General features: G+C 35.1%; 13 protein-coding genes. 8 read left to right on the top strand and 5 right to left on the bottom strand.

Annotation, left to right across the window (positions count from 1 at the left end; all coding sequences use genetic code 11):
* Positions 1-221 precede the first annotated feature (221 nt).
* From BLP44_RS14525 to BLP44_RS14510, 4 genes are all read left to right on the top strand, one after another.
* Positions 222-518 carry a helix-turn-helix domain-containing protein gene (locus tag BLP44_RS14525; RefSeq protein WP_091133987.1) on the top strand — a complete coding sequence of 99 codons (297 nt, stop codon included), beginning with the start codon at positions 222-224 and terminating at the stop codon, positions 516-518.
* A gap of 97 nt (positions 519-615) precedes the next feature.
* Positions 616-2,073, top strand: a complete 1,458-nt coding sequence (locus BLP44_RS14520) for a DUF3945 domain-containing protein (RefSeq protein WP_091133985.1) — start codon at positions 616-618, stop codon at positions 2,071-2,073.
* A gap of 6 nt (positions 2,074-2,079) precedes the next feature.
* Entirely contained in the window at positions 2,080-4,164 is a 2,085-nt protein-coding gene (locus tag BLP44_RS14515; protein WP_091133983.1) for a type IA DNA topoisomerase, read from the top strand.
* Positions 4,164-5,045, top strand: coding sequence for an ORF6N domain-containing protein (locus tag BLP44_RS14510; RefSeq protein ID WP_091133981.1), 882 nt, complete (start codon positions 4,164-4,166; stop codon positions 5,043-5,045). Before BLP44_RS14515 ends, BLP44_RS14510 begins: the two co-directional genes overlap by 1 nt.
* A 188-nt stretch (positions 5,046-5,233) precedes the next feature.
* Here BLP44_RS14510 and BLP44_RS14505 read toward each other — a convergent pair whose 3' ends face one another.
* The 4 genes from BLP44_RS14505 to BLP44_RS14490 all read right to left on the bottom strand — a co-directional run bounded on the left by BLP44_RS14505 (position 5,234) and on the right by BLP44_RS14490 (position 11,825).
* Positions 5,234-8,806: a leucine-rich repeat domain-containing protein gene (locus BLP44_RS14505; protein ID WP_091133979.1), complete on the bottom strand. Its 3,573-nt coding sequence runs from the start codon at positions 8,804-8,806 to the stop codon at positions 5,234-5,236.
* Between the two features lie 418 nt (positions 8,807-9,224).
* Complete coding sequence (locus BLP44_RS14500; protein WP_091134439.1) at positions 9,225-10,046, bottom strand: RteC domain-containing protein; 822 nt, start codon at positions 10,044-10,046, stop codon at positions 9,225-9,227.
* A gap of 233 nt (positions 10,047-10,279) precedes the next feature.
* Complete coding sequence (locus BLP44_RS14495; protein ID WP_091133977.1) at positions 10,280-10,828, bottom strand: cysteine hydrolase family protein; 549 nt, start codon at positions 10,826-10,828, stop codon at positions 10,280-10,282.
* Between the two features lie 121 nt (positions 10,829-10,949).
* The gene (locus BLP44_RS14490; protein ID WP_091133975.1) at positions 10,950-11,825 is read right to left on the bottom strand and encodes a helix-turn-helix domain-containing protein; all 876 of its coding nucleotides are present in this window, start codon (positions 11,823-11,825) and stop codon (positions 10,950-10,952) included.
* Positions 11,826-12,090: 265 nt separating this feature from the next.
* Here BLP44_RS14490 and BLP44_RS14485 point away from each other — a divergent pair, with 265 nt between their 5' ends.
* The 4 genes from BLP44_RS14485 to BLP44_RS14470 all read left to right on the top strand — a co-directional run bounded on the left by BLP44_RS14485 (position 12,091) and on the right by BLP44_RS14470 (position 18,510).
* Complete coding sequence (locus tag BLP44_RS14485) at positions 12,091-13,125, top strand: efflux RND transporter periplasmic adaptor subunit (protein ID WP_091133973.1); 1,035 nt, start codon at positions 12,091-12,093, stop codon at positions 13,123-13,125.
* A 19-nt stretch (positions 13,126-13,144) separates the two neighbouring features.
* Positions 13,145-16,279: an efflux RND transporter permease subunit gene (locus BLP44_RS14480; protein WP_170830246.1), complete on the top strand. Its 3,135-nt coding sequence runs from the start codon at positions 13,145-13,147 to the stop codon at positions 16,277-16,279.
* Between the two features lie 78 nt (positions 16,280-16,357).
* Entirely contained in the window at positions 16,358-17,632 is a 1,275-nt protein-coding gene (locus BLP44_RS14475; RefSeq protein ID WP_091133972.1) for a TolC family protein, read from the top strand.
* Positions 17,633-17,685: 53 nt separating this feature from the next.
* Entirely contained in the window at positions 17,686-18,510 is an 825-nt protein-coding gene (locus tag BLP44_RS14470) for a universal stress protein (protein ID WP_091133970.1), read from the top strand.
* Between the two features lie 146 nt (positions 18,511-18,656).
* Here the strand turns inward: BLP44_RS14470 and BLP44_RS14465 are convergent, their stop codons facing one another.
* Complete coding sequence (locus BLP44_RS14465) at positions 18,657-19,964, bottom strand: O-acetylhomoserine aminocarboxypropyltransferase/cysteine synthase family protein (protein WP_091133968.1); 1,308 nt, start codon at positions 19,962-19,964, stop codon at positions 18,657-18,659.
* Between the last annotated feature and the right edge of the window lie 166 nt (positions 19,965-20,130).

Below are 20,130 nucleotides of genomic sequence, written 5' to 3'. Positions count from 1 at the left end.
CTGAAAGTTCATTCAAAACTATTCTGTTTTCCTTCAAATACCTGTGAAATGAGGATTTTTTTATTTATAAAAAAAAATCAAAAAATGGCTAAACCAATTGGCAAGACTTGGCATAAATAAAATAAGAACCTAGGCAATTTTGCATAGTTAACTTATAAAGAAAAGGTAGAAAGTTAAAGACAGACAAAAAACAGGTATAACCCTTTAAAAAAAATAGCTCTATGAATATTGATAGAATAGAATTTTTAGCGTGGATGGAACGCCTGATGGTGCGTTTTGATATATTGGGAGACCAAATAGATAATATACGAAATAAACGTAACAGTATAGATGGAGATGAATTGCTAGATAATCAGGATCTGCTTCAAATGTTAAAAATCAGTAACCGTTCCCTTCAAAGATACCGCTCTATCGGGAAACTACCTTATTACACCATAAGCGGTAAATTGTATTATAAGCTTTCTGATGTTCATCAGTTCATTAGAGATAGTTTTAATCCGCAATCTACAAAGCTATAGCGCCTTTGAGCGACAAACACTGCCTTTGAATGCCAAGTAATGTAATGAAGTGGAGTCTTATTTTACTTTCGAAATTGAATTTTAATTTTTTAAGATTATGAGTGAAGAAACTTTAAATAAACAGGAAATAACTGAGCAACTATCTGACATTCTACTTGTACTGGATAAAGAGAAAATGAAAATACAAGCGGTAAAGAGTATTGATGAAAATGGTAAAATGGAAACCGTTGAACCGACTAAGAAAAACCAAAATCAGTTTATGCGTGTGGATAAGCATGGTGATTTCTTTTCCAACTTCTTTTCCAATTTTTTCAGCCAATTGAAAAATCCGACCAATTTCTCATTTTTTAAAGTACCTGCACCTGTTGCGGTTAATGTTGCAAATGATATGCAGAAGCAGGTAAACAATCCTACTCCTGATGGAGAAAAATTAATGAAGGAACACGAGGTGAAATCAGAAAATTTACAAGAACAGAAACAAGAAAATCAAAACAATATGGAAACAACACAGACAACACCTGAAACAAATGAAAATCGATTTAAGCCAGAACAGATTGATTGGGATACCATGAATAATCTTGGGCTAAGTAAAGAACGTCTTGAAAAAATGAATTTATTAGAACCTTTATTAAAAGGTTATAAAACCAATGAGCTCGTTCCAATAAGTGTCAATATGGGCGGTGCCATTGTCCGTACAGATGCTCGTTTATCTTTACAGTCTACTGAAGACGGAAAGGTTGTAGCAGCGATACATGGTATCAGAAAGGAACCCAACCTGAACTTTGAATTTTTCGGACATAAGTTTACAGATGAAGACAAAAAAAACCTGCTGGAAACAGGAAATATGGGACGTGTAGTCGATTTAAAAAACACCAAAACCGGTGAAATGATGCCCTCAATTATTAGTGTAGACAGGCTTACCAATGAGCTGATTGCTCTAAAAACAGAATTCATTAAGATTCCGGATGAGATTAAGGGGGTAAAATTAGATGATACGCAAAAGCAGGCTTTAACTGAAGGCAAACCGCTTTATCTTGAAGGAATGATTTCTAAAAAAGGTGATACTTTCAGTGCCAATATTCAATTTAATGCCGACAAAAGATATGTAGAATTTTTATTCGACAGAAGTAATTCCAACAATCAATCGCAAGGCAATCAACAAAATAATAAGCAAAGCCAACCTCAGGAAGCTCCCAAAACTTTTAGGGGAAAAGAACTAAATGATGAGCAATACAAGGATTACAAAAATGGGCAGACTGTTTACATTGACGGCCTGATTGATAAAAAAGGAAAGCCATATCAGGGATATATTACCTATAACCAGGAATCAGGAAAAACCAAATTTGAATTTCCGAATAAGGTTAAGGAACAGGCTCAGCCTACCGAAGCTCACAAAACACAAACAGCAGTCAATTCGGAGGGAAAAACCAATGAAGCGACAAAGAATATCAAAGAGCCTTTGGGACCTAAGCAACAAACTCCAAAAGACAAAAAACAACAAGAGCAACAAGAGAAACAGCAAGAACCTGCGAAATCTAAAGGCAGAAAAATGTAGTATAACATGAAAACAATTATTGCAGAAAAACCAAGCGTAGCAAGAGAAATAGCCTTACTTGTGGGAGCGTCTGAGAAAAAAGAGGGCTATCTGACAGGTAACGGCTATTTTGTTACATGGGCATTCGGACACCTGATCGGGTTGGCAATGCCTGAAGATTATGGGGTGTCAGGATTTGACAAGGCATCCCTACCTATACTTCCAAACCCGTTTTTATTGACTGTAAGAAAAATCAAAAAAGAAAAAGGCTATACAGTCGATACAGGGGCATTAAAACAACTAAAAGTAATTAAAGAATTATTTGATAAAGCTGACAGTATTATCGTCGCTACCGATGCCGGCCGTGAAGGTGAGCTTATCTTCAGATATATCTATGAATATCTCAAATGCAACAAACCTTTTGAAAGGCTTTGGATAAGTTCACTTACAGAGAAAGCAATCAAACAAGGTTTTGACAATCTAAAAAAAGGAAAAGAATTTGACGGATTGTATCAGGCAGCACAAGGCAGAAGCCATGCCGATTGGCTGGTTGGAATCAACGCTACACAGGCATTGAGCATTGCTGCAGGCAACGGGATTTACTCTCTGGGAAGAGTACAAACACCGACATTGGCTTTGATCTGCAAACGCTATCTGGAAAACAAGAATTTTGCTGTGCAACAATATTGGCAGATACAATTATCGCACAACAAAGAATTGATAGATTTTAAAAGTATCTCAAAGATAAAATGGGAAGATCAAAAACTTGCCAATAATACATTGAAAGCTATTCAGAGAAGCGATACGGCAACTATTACATTGGTAAAAACCAAAAGCGTTACAGAGCAACCGCCTTTATTGTTTGACCTAACGGGACTGCAAAAGGAAGCAAATAAAAAGCTTAATCTTTCTGCCGAAGATACCCTTAACATTGCCCAAAGCCTTTACGAAAAGAAATTTATCACTTATCCACGTACTGGAAGTAAATACATTCCCGAAGATATGTGGGCAGAAATCCCTAATCTCGTAAGAGCATTACAAGATAAGGAAATCTGTAAACAAGCCATAACTCAAGTGAAGTGTGATCGTTACAATAAACGCATAGTGAACAATTTGCGTGTTACTGACCACCACGGTTTGTTGACTACGGATAAAATTCCATCGGCACTCAATGCTAAAGAAAATGCAGTGTATGATATGATTGCTTTTCGTTTACTCGAAGCCATTTCACAAGTTTGTATCAAAGAAATCACCGATGTAGATTTACAAGTATTTCATTATGATTTTACGATAAAAGGCAGTAAGATTATTGAACTTGGCTGGCGTTCAATCAAAGGAAATTTCTCAGAAGATGATACTGAACCTTTGCAGGATCTGCCTCAACTGAAAAAGGGTGATGAAATCAAAATAAAGGAAGCTATACTTTTGGAAAAGCAAACTAAAGCACCTGTGCTTTACTCTGAAGCAGGTCTGTTATCTGCAATGGAAAACTCAGGAAAGGAAATTAAGAACGATGAAGAACGAAAAGCCCTTCAGAATATTGGTATTGGTACTCCGGCTACAAGAGCATCGATAATTGAAACGCTGTTTACCCGCAATTACATCCAACGAGAAAAGAAATCCCTGATACCAACCGAAAAAGGACTGCAGGTATATGATTTGGTTAAGGACAGAAAAATTGCGGACGTGGCTATGACTGCCGAATGGGAACTCGCTTTGCAGAAAATCGAGAATAACGAAACTGATTCAGAAGTATTTCAAACAGAAATGGAAGCTTATGCTTTATCTATTACAAATGAGTTATTACAGACTTCCATTGCTCAAAACAGCTTGCCTAAATTGGTTTGTCCAAAATGTAAAAACCAGCAACTCATTATCCGTGATATAATAGTAAAGTGTCCGGATGAAGTTTGTAATTGGTTACAGTTCCGTAATGTTTGCGGAATACAAATTGGCATAGCAGATATTGAAAGCCTTATCAACAAAAAGAAAACCTCACTCATCAAAGGAATGAAAAGCAAGGCAGGTAAGAAATTCGATGCCTATATCGTATTGGATGAAGAATGCAAGACCTCTTTTGAGTTTGATAAAAATAAAAGCTACAAAAAGTAATGGAAAATAAACCTACCATTAGCACAACGGAAATCAAGAGCCTGATTTATTCCATACGTGGCAAGCAAGTGATGCTGGATAGCAACCTCTCTTCCTTATACCAAGTGGAAACAAAGAACCTCAACAAAGCCGTAAAAAGAAATATCGAAAGATTTCCTATTTCTTTCTGCTTTCAATTGACAGATAAGGAATTTGAAAACTTGAGGTTCCAAATTGGAACCTCAAGTTTAAATTACGGTGGAAGACGTTATTTGCCATACGTTTTTACCGAACAAGGGATTGCGATGGCATCTGCGATACTCCGCTCGGATATTGCCGTTAAAGTGAGCGTTGAAATTATGGAAGCTTTCGTAGAAATGCGGAGAATGCTTATCAGCAATGCTTCTTTGTTTCATCGTTTGGATAGTATTGAATTAAAGCAACTAGAAGCCGACCAAAAATTTGAAGAAATTTTTAAAGCTTTGGAAAGCGATAAGCTCCACAGCGAAAAAGGTATTTTCTATAACGGGCAAGTTTTTGATGCCTATACTTTTGTTTCTGATATTATCCGAAGTGCAGAAAGTTCTATTATTTTACTTGATAATTATGTGGACGATACGGTGCTGACTTTATTGGGGAAACGCAAGGATAATGTAACAACAACAATCTATACCAAAACTATCAGCAATCAGTTACAGCTAGATCTGCAACGATACAACAGTCAATATGCACCTATAGAAATTGAGATTTTCACCGATGCTCATGACCGCTTTTTGATTATTGACAATACAGAGCTTTACCACATCGGAGCATCACTGAAAGATTTGGCAAAAAAATGGTTTGCCTTTTCAAGAATGGATATTGAAGTGAGTAGAATGTTACGCATCTTAAATAAACAATAAACTCTCCAAATCAGGAGAGTTTTGTTTTATGCTTCTGAACCTTCTAAAGAAACTTTTCTAAAATCCTTCAGTTATTTTCTAATTCTAAGAAGTTTTATGCTCCTAGTATCTGCCATTTTGTTAATTTTTTCTGTTTGTAATTCTGTATCTACTTTTAATCTATCTATCAAAGCATACATAGAAAATATTTATATACTATTATTATCTACTTTATCTTCTACAATTCTATTGTAAATTTTTAAAATATCAGATGGAAGTTTTTGTTTATTATAAAAATCTTCACCTGCTGGATTTAAATCATTTTCTATCATTAAACGTAAGCATGCTTCAATAATGTACCAAGCCATGTCTTGATTTTTAAAGTCCATTACAGGTTTAGCTGTATAAGGAAGTGCAGTGAATTCACCTAAATTATTATTTACGGTTGTCCAACGACAAAAATTTAGGATTATAGGGACTATTTTAAAATTTTGGTCAGCTTTTTTCCTTTCATAAGCCTTTTTTATCTCATGTTCATGTATATAGTCGGTTTTCATAAAATTTGGACTAATCATGAAACAAACAATGTCTGAATCATCAAAATGTTTTTGAATTTCATCATTCCAATTAGAACCGGCTTCCAATTCACTACAATACCAATGGGAAACTTTACCATCTCTTTGTAACGCAGAAAGATGTTCAATAAACTTATTAACCAATCTTATATCTTGTTTTGAATATGATATGAATAGTTTTTTCATTTTTAATGGGGTTTTTAAATATTTTTTGAAAGAAGTTAATCTGTAATATTTTTCATTATAAAAGAATATTGGATTTTCCTCTTTCTCATTTTGATGAATAATATCCAATGGAATAAAATCTTTATTGTTTTCATCTGGAACAAGCTTTGTGACTTTTATACCTTGATTTATAGAATCAATATGTCCAACGATAGTTTCGATGAATTTATCATTTGTACAGCTTAAAGAATAAATATTAAGTGAAGCACATTTATTGTCATTATTCCATGATGAGAACTTAACCATAGCGATATCTTTACTAACCTCATCTTTAATAATTATTCCATTTTTCCAAAAATAAAACGAAGAGTCATCACTTGTTTCACTTAAAGCTTTAGAACCATATTTATGAAATAGATCTAATATTATGCTCTTATGAATGAATGTTTCATAGTGAAAACGATAAACAGGATTATTAAACAGTGACTGGAATAATTTAATGCTTTTAGGTGGGTTTGGAGGTAAATAGAGAGGTGCGATATAAGATTTTTTGTCTACAGTAGGATGTCTAAATAGAATTTTAAAATGAAGCATTAGGCTGATTATATCTTTCACTTCGTCACTTTCCTCTTGTTTTTTCAATGTATTCGCAATATCTAGTTGACTGATTTCTCCATTAACTTTGTTAATAGAAAGAAGGATTTTATTCAAATCTCCCAATATTTGATTTTGATTTAAAAAAACTTTTCCCTCTAATTGATTATTTTCGGGATAATAAAGACATAAACCAATATCCGCTAAAAAAGACGCAAAGACTTTAGCATCATCTATCAAAAATAGCACTTTTTTCCGTTGTGCTGCTGATTTGCCTTTCAGTTCCGGTAGTCTCTTTATTATTTTGTTACAGTAACTTAGAAAATCCTCAATGGAAAAACTTTTATTAAAGGTATTTTTTTCGATATCTTGTTTTATATGATTCCATGTTCCAAGAAACTGCCTGTTCAAAACTTCTAAGCTGTCAAAAATATCAAAAAGTATATTTTTAGATAATTCAAGTCTATCATTTTTATACAATGAAACCTGTTCAAAATCGTATATCTTAGGATAATTTCTATTTAGATTTTCTTCATTTAGAAAAATCTTTGATTGCTTTGAATCTACCTTGTTTTGTAAAATTAATATGTTTTCTTCTTCCTTTTCATGTAATACTTCGGACACTTTATCTACTGAATTGGTTACTGATTTTGTCCAATCAGTTTTACCTCTAATTGATTCTTCAATTTGCTCGTCTCTTTCATCAAGAATTTTTGTTATAGATTTTTCAATCTGAGTTAATTTCCTCTTTTGTGTATGATATCTAATTGAATCAAGCCAATACTCAAGAGGAAATGTCTCAATTTTAACAGTTTTCTTTTGACCATCACTTTGTGTTTGTTCTATTTCTAATTCATCGAAATGGTTAGAAAGTTGATCCCATAGCAATGCATAAGCAGTTCTATTTGTGAAAAAAAGATGATGTGTGTCGTGATAGTATTCTTGACCACCAAAATCAAAGACCCTTACAGTGTAATTTTTAGTGCCTTTTTTAACTTTCCAAATTCCCAAATTTAACCAATGTGTAGTTGCAATGGTTTTATCAACTACACCCATCTTCAACCAATGGACGAATGTAGATTTTCCTACATTGCTATTACCTACCATGATAAGTTTTATATCAGCATTTTTAAAGGGTTTAATCTGTATTTCTTTTTCAGCTTCAAGTTGAGAAAAATAGGCTTCTATACTTTGTTTTCCTTTAGCAACAACTTCTGCCGGAGGAATTGATAATGGATTACGCCCAATACTGATAGTATTGTTTTCCCATTTAGAATCTTTAATGTCGATTTTTGAAATTAATTTTCTTATTGGGGTTAAATCTGTTATCTGATTAGCGTGTAAATCAACAGTTTGAATTGCTGTGTCCTCTGAGGATAAAAATTTGATATTTCTTATTTGATTGTTGCTTAGATATAGTTCATTTAATTCTGGAAATTTATCAATACTTGGGAAATTGCTAATTGAATTGTTGTTTAAATATAATTTACTTAGATGAGATAATTGATAAAGTGATGCGACTGTTTCTATTTCATTATTACTCAAGTTTAATATTGATAATTTTTTTAACCGTACCAATGGCTTAATATCAGTTATATACCAATTTGAAGAAAAATATCTTGTTCGTTTTCTTGAGGTCTTCCAATTTCCTCCAGCGATAAGAACTTCAAGATTTTTTAAGTTTCCAATTTCTTGAGGAAATCCAAATAGCACATTAGGCTCAAGTTTATTATTACTTATTTTTCTTTCCCAACCTCCATTCTGAAATTCACCCCATTCGTTACTAAGAATTAATTTTTTTATATGTGTATTTTGAAATAACTCCTTTACCTCATTTAAACTAGTTAATCCACAATTACCTAAATCTAATGTAGTGTCTTCATTTTTTAAATTAACCTTTATAAGTTCTTTCGCATGTTTAAGAGAATATGGATGAGAATTTACTATTATTTGCCTCAATAGATGACCAATTTGGAATGAGTTTTCATACTCTCTATAATGAAAATCATGTATAGGGAGAAAATATTCAACAAATGGAAAAATCTTTTTAAGGGAGCTAAAATTAAAATCTCTATTTAGCTCATAAGGCCTAAATAAAGGTGTTGCAATAATAATTTGTGCCTTATTTGATAAAAATCTTAGTTGCTCAACATTTTTTTGTTGAATAGAAAATTCTAATTTATCTTGATACTCGTTTGTAATATAAAGAATAATATTTTTTACTTCTTTTGACTCAAAATTGATAAACTCAAATTCAGAATTTCTATACTCTTTTATCTCAACCTCTATTTGGAGATTTTCTGTACGAATGAGCCAGTCATGTCCATTGAATTTATCCATTGCAGATTTTTTTTCAAAATGAATAAAATCTTCTATTGTATTCCTAAAGAATGATTTTCCAGCTCCTGCATTTCCCAGAATATATAATTTGCATTTAAAAAAATCCATAAATCAATATAATTGTTTTGATTAGTGATTGTGTTTTTAATAATCATATTGTAAATAAAAATATCTGTAAACTCAATCTTTATTCCTATCATTTAAAATTCAATAGCTTTGGGTAAAAATACAAATAAAATCTATCTACAGTTAATTAGTATTGTGTAAATCCAACACTGCTAAGCCAAACCCTTATACTTCTACAAATGGATTATTTACAGCTATATTTCTTATGTTTTAAACAAAACATAAGAAATATTTGTAGCATGAATACACAACAAAAAGACTTGTCGTACTTCCGTTTACGACTGCAAGAGCACCTTAACATCAGCGTTCCTATTGAGCTGCCAATGCCTATGATTGTTGATCAATAAAAATTTTTTGAATATTGTAATTTCTCTTAAGTGATATACTTTACAGGCTTTTTTTATAATTCATCCTTTTCATCCATTTTCTTGATAAGTGAATCACGAAGACTGTCAAGGAATTTAGTACGGTTTATTTTTCTTGATTTAAGTTCCATGAATGTATGATAAAAATCTCCTAGTTCAATACTAAAGATGTCTTCAAAAGTTTTTGCAATTACTTTAATATCTTTATTATCAAAAACATCCTGAGCATACAAAGCATATATCAATTCTGTCAGAGATGTTTTGCTCCCTCGCCAATTTAATTTTGGTAAATCTGTGGATTTGGATTTATAAACTGCACCGTGAAGCTGATCCTCAAGATATAAGTATATTAAGTCATTAGCTATTATTTTTGCAGCTTTGTAATCGTGGGAAGTGGAAAAACTATGGTCTGCTTCGAAATAAAACGTATCCAAACTTAACTTAATATCATAGTTTCCACGCACGAATAGTTTATCATCAATAAATGTGTTATTGGTGCGGTAGTATTTATAAAACTCAAGATTATTATCAAAGAATCGTTTGAGTTTCTTTACTTCATTTTTGAGGTATTTTTTAATAGGCTTTACACCATAAGGCTTTTTTGTTTCGATTTTATAGATTGCATTGTAATAAATGAGCTTTGATACTATTAATGGTTTTTGATACTTGAAAAAGTGAATTTCTTCTTCAATACTTTTAAATCCTCTTTTCAAAACAAAAGCCTTTAAATCTGCTAGGGATTTAAGAATATTATCAATAATAATTTCTATCTGTTGAATAGAATCATCGATATCAGTTTCAAATTTACCGATTGATGCATCCAGTTTATTGAGAGTTTGGCTGTAGAATTTTTCCATTTGATAAAATAAAAATTTACTAAGACAATATATGCATATCATAAAATTCAAATAACCCGTAGATGATGGCTCAGAATTTTAATACTGTATTGATATTCGTTATGCCACAAAATAGATTTGATTGGCTTACAATTTCACTTATCAGTCATTAGGTATAAACTAGAAGTAATCTAACTGTTCAAGTAATTGAATTTATAAAAAAAGGGACAATCAATGTTGTCCCCTTTATTGGTTTAGGCGTTAAGAAATTCTTCCGCCGTTATTACCGTCGCATAGAAAAATGATAAAGCCGAAATGAATGCAGTATGCACATCTTCTGCTTTAACAGTTTTACCAGCTAACTCCAGGTCTCTGGAAGCACATGCATCAGCAATAACGGTACATTCAAAACCCAAATCTTTTGCAGCTCTTGTTGTGGCATCAACACACATATGTGACATCATCCCTGTGATGACCAGTTCCGTCACATCATTGGCCTTAAGATATTCTAAGAGTTCTGTATCCCTGAAGCTATTTGGATAGTTTTTCTGAATGACTTTTTCTCCTTCATGTGGTTTAACATTCTCGTGGATTTCAACTCCAAATGTTGCTGGTTGGAAAAAAGGAGCGTTTACATCCGCAGCAAGATGCTGTATGTTTGCAATAGGAAGTTTATTTGCTCTAAAGTAGTCCATTAATTTTCTAGCCTTCAGACTAGCTTCTTTTGAACCTACCAGTTCCCATGCTCCGTTTTCAAAATAATCGTTCTGGATATCAATTACTAATAATGCTTTTTTACTCATGTTATATTTTTTTATTTGTTTAAACCTATAACACAAAGTTCGTCCATCAGTCATTTATTAGGACTACCAAAACCTACTCTGATTATACCATTTTGATAAATACTTGATCATTTGCATTGTACTAAACTAAAGCTCTATACCCACTATCAGATAAAAATTCACTTGTTGTAAATCCTGTTTGGGCTTTAAACAAACGCATCAAATGATTGGGTTCAGAAAAATGAAGTTTGTAGGCAATTTCACTAACTGTCAGTTTTGAATGGATTAGATAGTTTTTTATTTCCAGAACCAGCCTCTGTTTTAGGAGATGAGTTGCTGTTACATTAAACTGCTCTTTGACTGCCGAATTCAAAGAAACCCTGCTTATTCCAAGTATTTCAGCATAATCTGCTATTCTTTGTTTTTCCTTGATGTGTATTTCGATTAACTGTTTAAACTGAAATGCATAATGCTTATTCTCCTTTTGCACATCAAGATTGTTTCTCGTTGCATATTCCCTGTTGAGTTTTTGAAGTATATAATACAGGAGAGAGCGAATGATGTGTTCGCTGTCTGCCTTTGGATTAATAAGCTCCGCTTTTATTTCAATGAGAAAAGTACAATAACTCTGAATGAAGTCCTTGTCAACCACCATTTCTACAGGAAAATGCAATTGATAAAAATACAACAGTTTATAGGTAAAAAGTTTATCAGAAAAAAAATCATTCAGAAAATCCTCCTGAAAAATTAAAATGGTAAAATTCTGCTCCTTATCCTCATCAAAGTACCATTGTCTTTTTTGATAAGGAGAAATAAAGATAATGCTGTTGTCTGTCAAATCAATCTGTTGATGGTTTAAAATGAGCCTGCCGCTTGTTTTTTTGAAAAATACGATTTCAAAAAAATCAGTATTAAAAGGCATCTTTTTAAGATACATATCATCTGCGCTTTCCAAATGGACAACATTTAATAAAAAATCTACACCACACTCAGTTTTATGAAATTTATAGGTTTCCACGGTTTGGATATTTTTAGAAATTTAATTGCAATTTACTAAAAACTCCTATAAAAATGAAGTGTATCAAATAACCTTATTTATCAAAATGGTAGCAAAGTAAACTTTTTTACTGTGGTTGATTATCAAAATTAAACTCCGGAAAAAATGAGTTTTTGACCAAACTCGGCACGAAACAGACCTTTTGAGCCTTAAACATTCTATAGAGATTTGCACCGATCGGTTGAATGATCGATTGGAATTTAGTGATAATTAAAAAGCAAATTATATGGTAATGTTAAAAAAGAATATTTTTTTTATTCTAAGTGTCTTGTTTTTAGGAGCTGGCTGTGGTAAAACCAAATCAGATCAAAACCAAACAGCCCAGCCTGTAAAAGTAAGTGTAAATGAAATAGCGGTTTCGCCTCAGTCTCAGGTCTTGGAGTACAGCGGCACCATTGAAGCAGATAATACAGTCTCGATAGGCTTTAGTGTACCGGGAAGGGTCAATGGGGTAATGGTTCAGGAAGGACAGCATGTGGTTAAGGGACAGCTGCTAGCATCTATAGAACAAAACACCTACAGGAACAATCTTATTATGGCCAGTGCAGGATTAGAACAGGCACAGGACAATTTTAACCGTTTAGACCAGCTGTACAAAAAAGGGAGTCTTCCAGAGCGTGACTACATTGCTGCAAAAACAAGTTTGGCGCAGGCAAAAGCCAATAAGGAAACTGCATCCAAAAATTTATACGATACCAAATTATATGCTTCTTTTTCGGGAATTGTTACCCACAAATTAACAGAAGCCGGTGCGACAGCTGCACCCGGTATTCCGGCTTTTACAATTGTAAAAACCGACAAAGTGTATGCTGTGGCCGCTATTAATGAAAATGAAATCAGTTCATTGAAAATTGGAGCCGGTGCAGAAATTACAATTCCATCATTAGATAAAAAAATTAGCGGAAAGGTTACCATAATCAATCCGCAGGCTGATGATATGTCTAAAACATACACTGTAAAAGTACGGTTAGAAAATCCAAACGGAGGACTTCTTCCGGGAATGATTGCAGATATCAGCATAAAGTCAGGCAAAACCCAGAATGCTGTAATTATTCCTGTCCAAGCAGTTGTACGAGATCCGGATAATATAAACTACGTTTTTATTGCCAAAGCAGATAATACGGCTTTTAAAAAGAGGGTGAATATATCCAAGATGACAGGAACTAATGATGTTGTTGTTAATGAAGGTCTGCAGGCGGGCGATAAACTTATCGTAAGTGGACAAACCAATTTAGAAGACGGCACACCTATCAAATTTTAATCTCCAATTAATTTAAAACATGACAAAGCGTAACATACACTTTTTGGAAGCAGCAATGAAACATAAACAGGTTGTCATTGTGCTTGTTGTCCTTTTGATGATTATGGGGATTAACTCTTTAGTGAACATGCCCCGAAGCGAAAATCCCCGAATTGATATGCCCACTGCTTTGGTATATGCTATTTATCCAGGTGCCGATGAACATCAGGTAGAAGAAGAAGTAGCAAAAAAAATAGAGCAGTACTTATTTTCGTTTGAAGAAATCAAGAAGAAAAAAGTAAAATCCGAGGTACGTGAAGGACAGGTTTTCATCACAACAGAAATCTACACAACGGTGCAGGACCGTAAAAAGTTCTGGCATACCCTGCAGCTTGATATGGATGCCAATCTGCGCTCCAAACTGCCTCAGGGAGTTATCGGCCCGTTTATCAACAGTAATTTTGCTGATGTAACAGCGATGATTATTTCAGTGTCATCAAAGGAACGTTCCTACGCTGAGATTGAAAAGTACCTCGATAAACTTGAAGACGGACTTAAGGTTATTCCGATGGTCTCTAAAATCAACCGCTCGGGAGGACAGAGACAGCAGATTTACATCAAAATAGATGATAAAAGACTGCAGCAGTATGGCCTGGATGCCGGCGCACTTATGGCAGTGCTGCAACAGCAGAACATCACGGGCTACACAGGCGAGGTCTCTATGGGATCCAATAATATTGTTCCGGTATACACCAACAGCCGTTATAAGGATGAGAATGATATTGCCAGCCAGATTGTCTATACAACACCTTCAGGAACTATTGTTCGTTTGAAAGATGTTGCCCAGATCGAAAGACGTTTTGAAGAAAAATCATCCTTTGTGCGAATAGGCGAAGAGAAAGCCATGGTGCTGTCTGTTGATATGCTTCCGGGTAATAATATTGTAGCATTTGGGAAAGAAGTAGAAGAAAAGATTGCTGCAATACAGAAAACATTTCCGCCTGATATTAAGATGAAAACCATTGTAAACCAGCCTAAAGATGTTGAGCACAGTATCAGCCATTTTATGAAGGAATTTGGTCTGGCTATTGCCTCGGTGCTTTTGGTGGTTATGTTATTGCTTCCCTTTCGTATTGCCGTAGTAGCTTCTGCAGCAGCGCCGATTTCTATGCTGATTACTTTTGCTTTTATGAATATGATGGGCGTTGAACTGCATCAGGTAACACTCGCAGCACTTATTATAGTATTGGGAATGGTGGTGGATAATGCCATAGTGGTTGTAGATAATTATATAGAAAAACTGGATGAAGGTGTAGAACCATGGACAGGGGCCTGGCAGGCTGCCAAGCAATTGATGATCCCTATTTTCACGGCTACACTGGCCATCATATTTGCCTTTCTGCCTCTGGCGATTTTTATGGATGGAATTGCTAAGGATTTTATGTTTTATCTGCCCGTTACAGTTGCCATTGCACTGATTGTCTCCATGCTGGTTGCCCTTTTATTTACCCCTTACACCTGTTATGTTTTTATTAAAAAAGGACTGAAACACAAGATAAGCGACAGGCCTTTGAAGAAAAATCTGCTGGATCATCTGCAGTCTGCTTTTGATAAAGGTGTAGAAGCCGCATTTAGGAATCCGAAAATCACTATTGGTATGGGAGTTTTATCCGTGGTGGCCGCAGTTTTTATAGCTACTAAGGTGGATTCGGAATTTTTTCCCTTAAGTGAAAGAAACCAGTTTAATATGGAAGTCTGGATGCCGAATGGGACATCACTTGAAAAAACCGAACAGAAAGTCAAGGAACTCGAACAAATATTGAAAAAAGATCAGCGTGTGGTTGATGTAACTAGTTTTATCGGAATGAGTTCTCCTCGTTTCCACACTTCATATGCTCCTGAAACTCCAAGGAAACATTTTGCCCAGGTATTTATTACGACTACCGATAGTGATGCAACCAATGAAATGGCAAAAGAATATCTGGATAAACTAAAAGGATTTATGCAGGATGGCGCAGTGAAGATAAAGCAGCTCAGCTTTCAGGAAGGTGCACCGATTGATATTCGCGTTATAAGTGACAATGAAGTTGACCAAAAGCGCACCGCATTGGAAATAAAGAAAATTTTAGAGAAGGCAGAGGGTGTCAATTATGTGCGTTTGAGCAATGAATATGATTATATGGGGGTAAAACTGAATGTAGACAATGCAAAAGCCAATCGTTTAGGCATCAGCTCCCAGTCCATTACCCAGACTTTAGGGGCAGGTTTGAAAGGCTATTCGATTTCAACCTTGTGGGAAGGAGATAAAACCGTGGATATATTCCTGCGTTTTGATGAAAAGAGCCGAAAAGATCTGACAGCACTCGAAAACCTGCATATTTCAACTCGCTATGGAAAAAAGGTTCCTCTTAAAGCAGTTGCCACACTGGATCCGCAGTGGCATACAGGAATGTTGCTGAGAAGAAACGGTCTGAAAATGCTGAGCGTATACTCTGAGGCGCAGCTGGGCAAAAAACCGTCCCGTATCCTTCAGGATATCCAGCCTGATCTTGATGCCCTTAAGCTTCCGCCCGGAACCAGTATACAATACGGTGGAGATGCAGAGTCGAGCGGTGAGAATGCACCTCGAATGGGAGTATCACTGGGAGTCAGTCTTATTCTTATTTTCCTGACGTTATTGTTTCAGTTTAAGAGTCTTGCAAAATCACTAATTGTGCTTTGTACGTTTTTATTAAGCCTATTTGGTGCCTTTTTAGGACTTCTTGTAACAGGAAACCCGCTTGGAATGACTGGTTTTATGGGAATCATAAGTTTGATAGGTATTGTTGTTAGAAACGGAATCATACTGGTCGATTACGCCGATGAGCTTATTAGGGATCACGGTTATAAACACAAGGCGGCGGCTATCGCCGCTGCAAAAAGAAGAATGAGGCCCATATTTCTTACTTCGGCTGCAGCTGCAGTAGGAGTTGTTCCGATGATTGTCGGGAAATCTCCTATGTGGGCACCGCTGGGAAGCGTACTGGCATTTGGGCTTATTTTTTCGATGATATTGACGCTTTTTGTAGTTCCGGTGATGTACTATAAATTTTTAAAAAATCCAATTATCCACGATGAAGCGCCTGAACATCAGCCAGACGGAGAGGATGATGTAATGTACAAACCGGCGCATTGATAAATATAAAATTTAAACTTCCTGCTGGATCTCAATTAAATACAAGATTTGGCAGGAACGTTTTAAAAATAAATAGACATGAAAAGAAAACTCAATACACTACTTTTATTAGTCTCACTGATGCTGGTATCAGGATTTGTTCAGGCTCAGCAGCAGTTCTCCTTGCAGGAAATAAAAAGCAAGGCTTTAGAAAATAATAAAAAGCTTAAAAAAGCACAAAGCAGTATTAATGCGTCAATAGCAGCCAATGCATCTGCGAAAGCCGCTACAAAACCCACTATTGATGCCAGCGTTTTCGGGCTTTATCTTTCAGATCCTTTTAAAGCTCTGCTTCCTGAATACAGTGCAAACGGTTCGGTAGCATTAACGCAAGTTATATATGCAGGAAATAAAATCCAGACAGCAAAAAAGATGACAAGTTCTGTAGTGGATTTGCAGACTTCTCAAAAAGACTTAACAGAAGATGAGGTATTGCTGAGCGTGGAAACAGCCTATTGGCAGTTTGTCAATTTAAAGGAAAAAGCAGCACTGGCCGAACGATATCTGAAACTATTAAATACTCTAAAAAAGGATCTTCAGAATTCTTTTGATGCAGGATTGATTTACAAGAATGACCTGCTTAAAGTAGAGGTCCAGCAGAACGAAGCGGTACTGAATTTAACCAGAGCCAATGACGGTCTTGCCATGGCAAAATTAAACCTTGCACAAATTACAGGTTTATATAATGTTGATTTTGATATTAAAGAAGATACAGCTGTAGATATACAGCTCATAAGCCAGTCAGATGTAAAGACAGCAGTAGAGAAACGCCCGGAAATCGGTATGCTTAACAAGGCAGTGGAAATTCAGCAGTATCAGGGTAAATTATTAGAAGGAAACCAAAAACCTACGCTGGCAGTAAGTGCGAATGGTCTGGTTTCTTATGGGAAGGGCATCAACTTTTCTAATGGAAATGATGACATGCAGGCCTTCGTTGGACTTGTAACCCTGTCTGTACCTATTCTGGATTGGGGAGGAAGAAAGCAGAAGGTCAAAGAACAGGAGTTTCAAACTGAGGCCAGAAAATTCGAACTAGAAGAAACCAAAGAGTTATTAGCCATAGAAATTCAAAACGCCTGGCTGATGCTCAACCAGTCCGTTACTCAGATTGAACTCAGCAAAAAATCACTTCATCAGGCAGAAGAAAACCTGCGCCTGAATCAGGATCGTTTTGATGCGGGAACAGTTTTGGGAGAAGATGTTTTAGAGGCGCAGGTACTCTGGCAGAAAGCATACGCTGATGTTATCGATGCCAAAGCTGGATATAAAATTATGGAAGCTAAATATAAAAAGGCAATTGGAGAGTATAAATAAAATAGCAATTGACTAATAAATAGCATTATTACTTACATTTTAAAAGTCACACAATGAATTCACAGCTGACCATTATTGCGGCAACTAATTATTCTGAAACAGCTTCAAATGCTGTTGCTTATGCGGCAGGATTTGCAAAATCAATAGGAGCAAAATTAGTTCTATTCAATGCTTTCTCTTTAAGTGTACATAGCGCCAATTCACGAATTAGCGCAAGTGGAATGGAAAAAGAATTGGACAAGGCAGTTTCAAAACTAAAAACTTTAAGCAAAGAAACAGCAGAAGTTTTTGAGATTGAAGTGAATTGGCACTGCAGTTATTCTTTTCTTGAAGACGAACTTTTGTCTCTAATTAATGCTACAAAAGCTTATCTTATAGTGATGGGAATGGCAGATCGCTCTTTCGAGCAGGATTTATTGGGAAACACAACGACATCAGTAATCAAAAAAATAAATTTTCCTGTTTTGGCTGTACCAAAAAATGCGCGCTTTCAAGGTTTAAAAAAAGTCCTTTTTGCCTGTGATTCACTAGGCTGGTCAACGACTAAAAAACTCAGTTGGATTGAACCACTTGTTGGAAACATTGAAACAGTAATTGAATTTTTTAGTGTTGATGAAAGTGTTTCAGAAATACAACAAAAAAACAAAGAAAATTTAACTATCGTAAAAGAAATTGAGATCGAAAAACACATCTATAAAACTGTACGGTCTAATGACGTAATTTCTGAGATAAAGAAAGAAATTATAAAATATAACGCTGATATCTTAGTTATGGTTCCCAGAATATATGGCTTTTGGGATTCGCTTGTGCATACCAGCAAAACAAGAATTATGGCATCGGGATTGGAAATACCATTATTGGCATTTCCTAATTATTAAAAAGCAAATCGTATAATTTATATTATTTCATAAAAGCCAAACTTTTTAGTAATTGTAATGAACAGAAAAGCCTGCAATATTTATTTTGCAGGCATTTTTTGTTTAAAATTACTTTATAATTAAACCTTTAATGTAGAGTAAGTTGTCTATTTTATTTTATCAAAAGCCTGTTGTAAATCAGCTTTGATGTCATCAATGTGCTCAATACCTACTGATAAACGCAGCAGTCCAACAAATACTCCTGCAGCTTTTTGTGCTTCTGCACTTAGCTGTTGATGTGTCGTGGCTGCCGGATGGATAATCAAAGATTTAGTATCACCCACATTTGCCAGATGGCTGATCAGTTCCAGACTGTCAATAAACGAGTCGGCTTTTGTTACATCACCCTTTATTTGAAAAGAAAGAACGGCACCGTATCCATTTTTAAAATATTTCTGTGCATTGGCATAACTAGGAGAACTTTCAAGTCCAGGATAATTTACTTTCTCGACCTGTGGATGTCCTTCTAACCATTTGGCTATCTCTAAGGTATTATCAACATGGCGCTGTACACGAAGGGATAATGTTTCTAAACCCTGAATCAGCTGGAAAGAGTTAAATGGAGATATAGCCGGTCCAAAATCACGAAGTCCTTCAACACGTGCACGGATAGCAAATTGAATATTGCCAAAAGGGCTGTTGACCCCAAATACATCAGCGAAAACCAGTCCATGATATCCTTCCGATGGTTCAGAAAATTGTTTAAATTTTCCATTTCCCCAATTATAAGTACCTCCGTCAACGATTACCCCGCCGATGCTTGTTCCATGGCCGCCTATCCATTTTGTTGCTGATTCAACCACAATTGAAGCCCCATGCTCCAAGGGTCTGAATAAATAACCGCCTGCTCCAAATGTATTATCCACTATAAGGGGTAAATCGTGTTTTTTAGCTACGGCTGCTATTTTATCAAAGTCAGGAATGTCATAACTTGGATTTCCTATTGTTTCAAGGTACAATGCTTTTGTGTTTTCATTAATAAGTGATTCAAAAGCTTCTGCTGTAGTTTCTTTTGTAAATTGAACCGTAATCCCGAGCCTTTTGAAAGATACTTTAAATTGATTGTAAGTACCGCCGTATATATTACTGCTTGAAATAAAGTTGTCTCCGGATTCTAGAATATTGTTTAAGGCAATAAATTGTGCGGCCTGACCCGAAGCAACTGCCAATGCAGCAACACCGCCTTCAAGTGCAGCAACACGTTTTTCAAAAACATCTGTAGTTGGATTCTGAAGACGGGTATAGATATTCCCAAATTGTTTTAAGGCAAATAAATTAGCACCATGTTCAGCATTCTCAAATACATAAGAACTTGTCTGGTATATCGGTACAGCACGGGAACCTGTTATTGGGTCAGCTACTTGTCCTGCATGTACCTGCAGTGTTTCGAATTTTAAATTTTGGGTTGTTGACATCGATTATAATAATTAAATAGTTAGAATTTTTTTGTGGAAAATATAAAATGGAATTCAGCAATATCTCTTTATTAAAAGCTACATAGCTAGTGAAGACCACATGTAAATGTATAATACCAAATTTATAAAATAAAATAATTTGATTTCTTTATTTAAGACAGAAGTA

The sequence above is a fragment of the Flavobacterium anhuiense genome (genome assembly GCF_900101855.1).
Classification (GTDB): Bacteria; Bacteroidota; Bacteroidia; order Flavobacteriales; family Flavobacteriaceae; genus Flavobacterium; species Flavobacterium anhuiense.
This window is presented reverse-complemented; position numbering and strand designations above follow the sequence as displayed.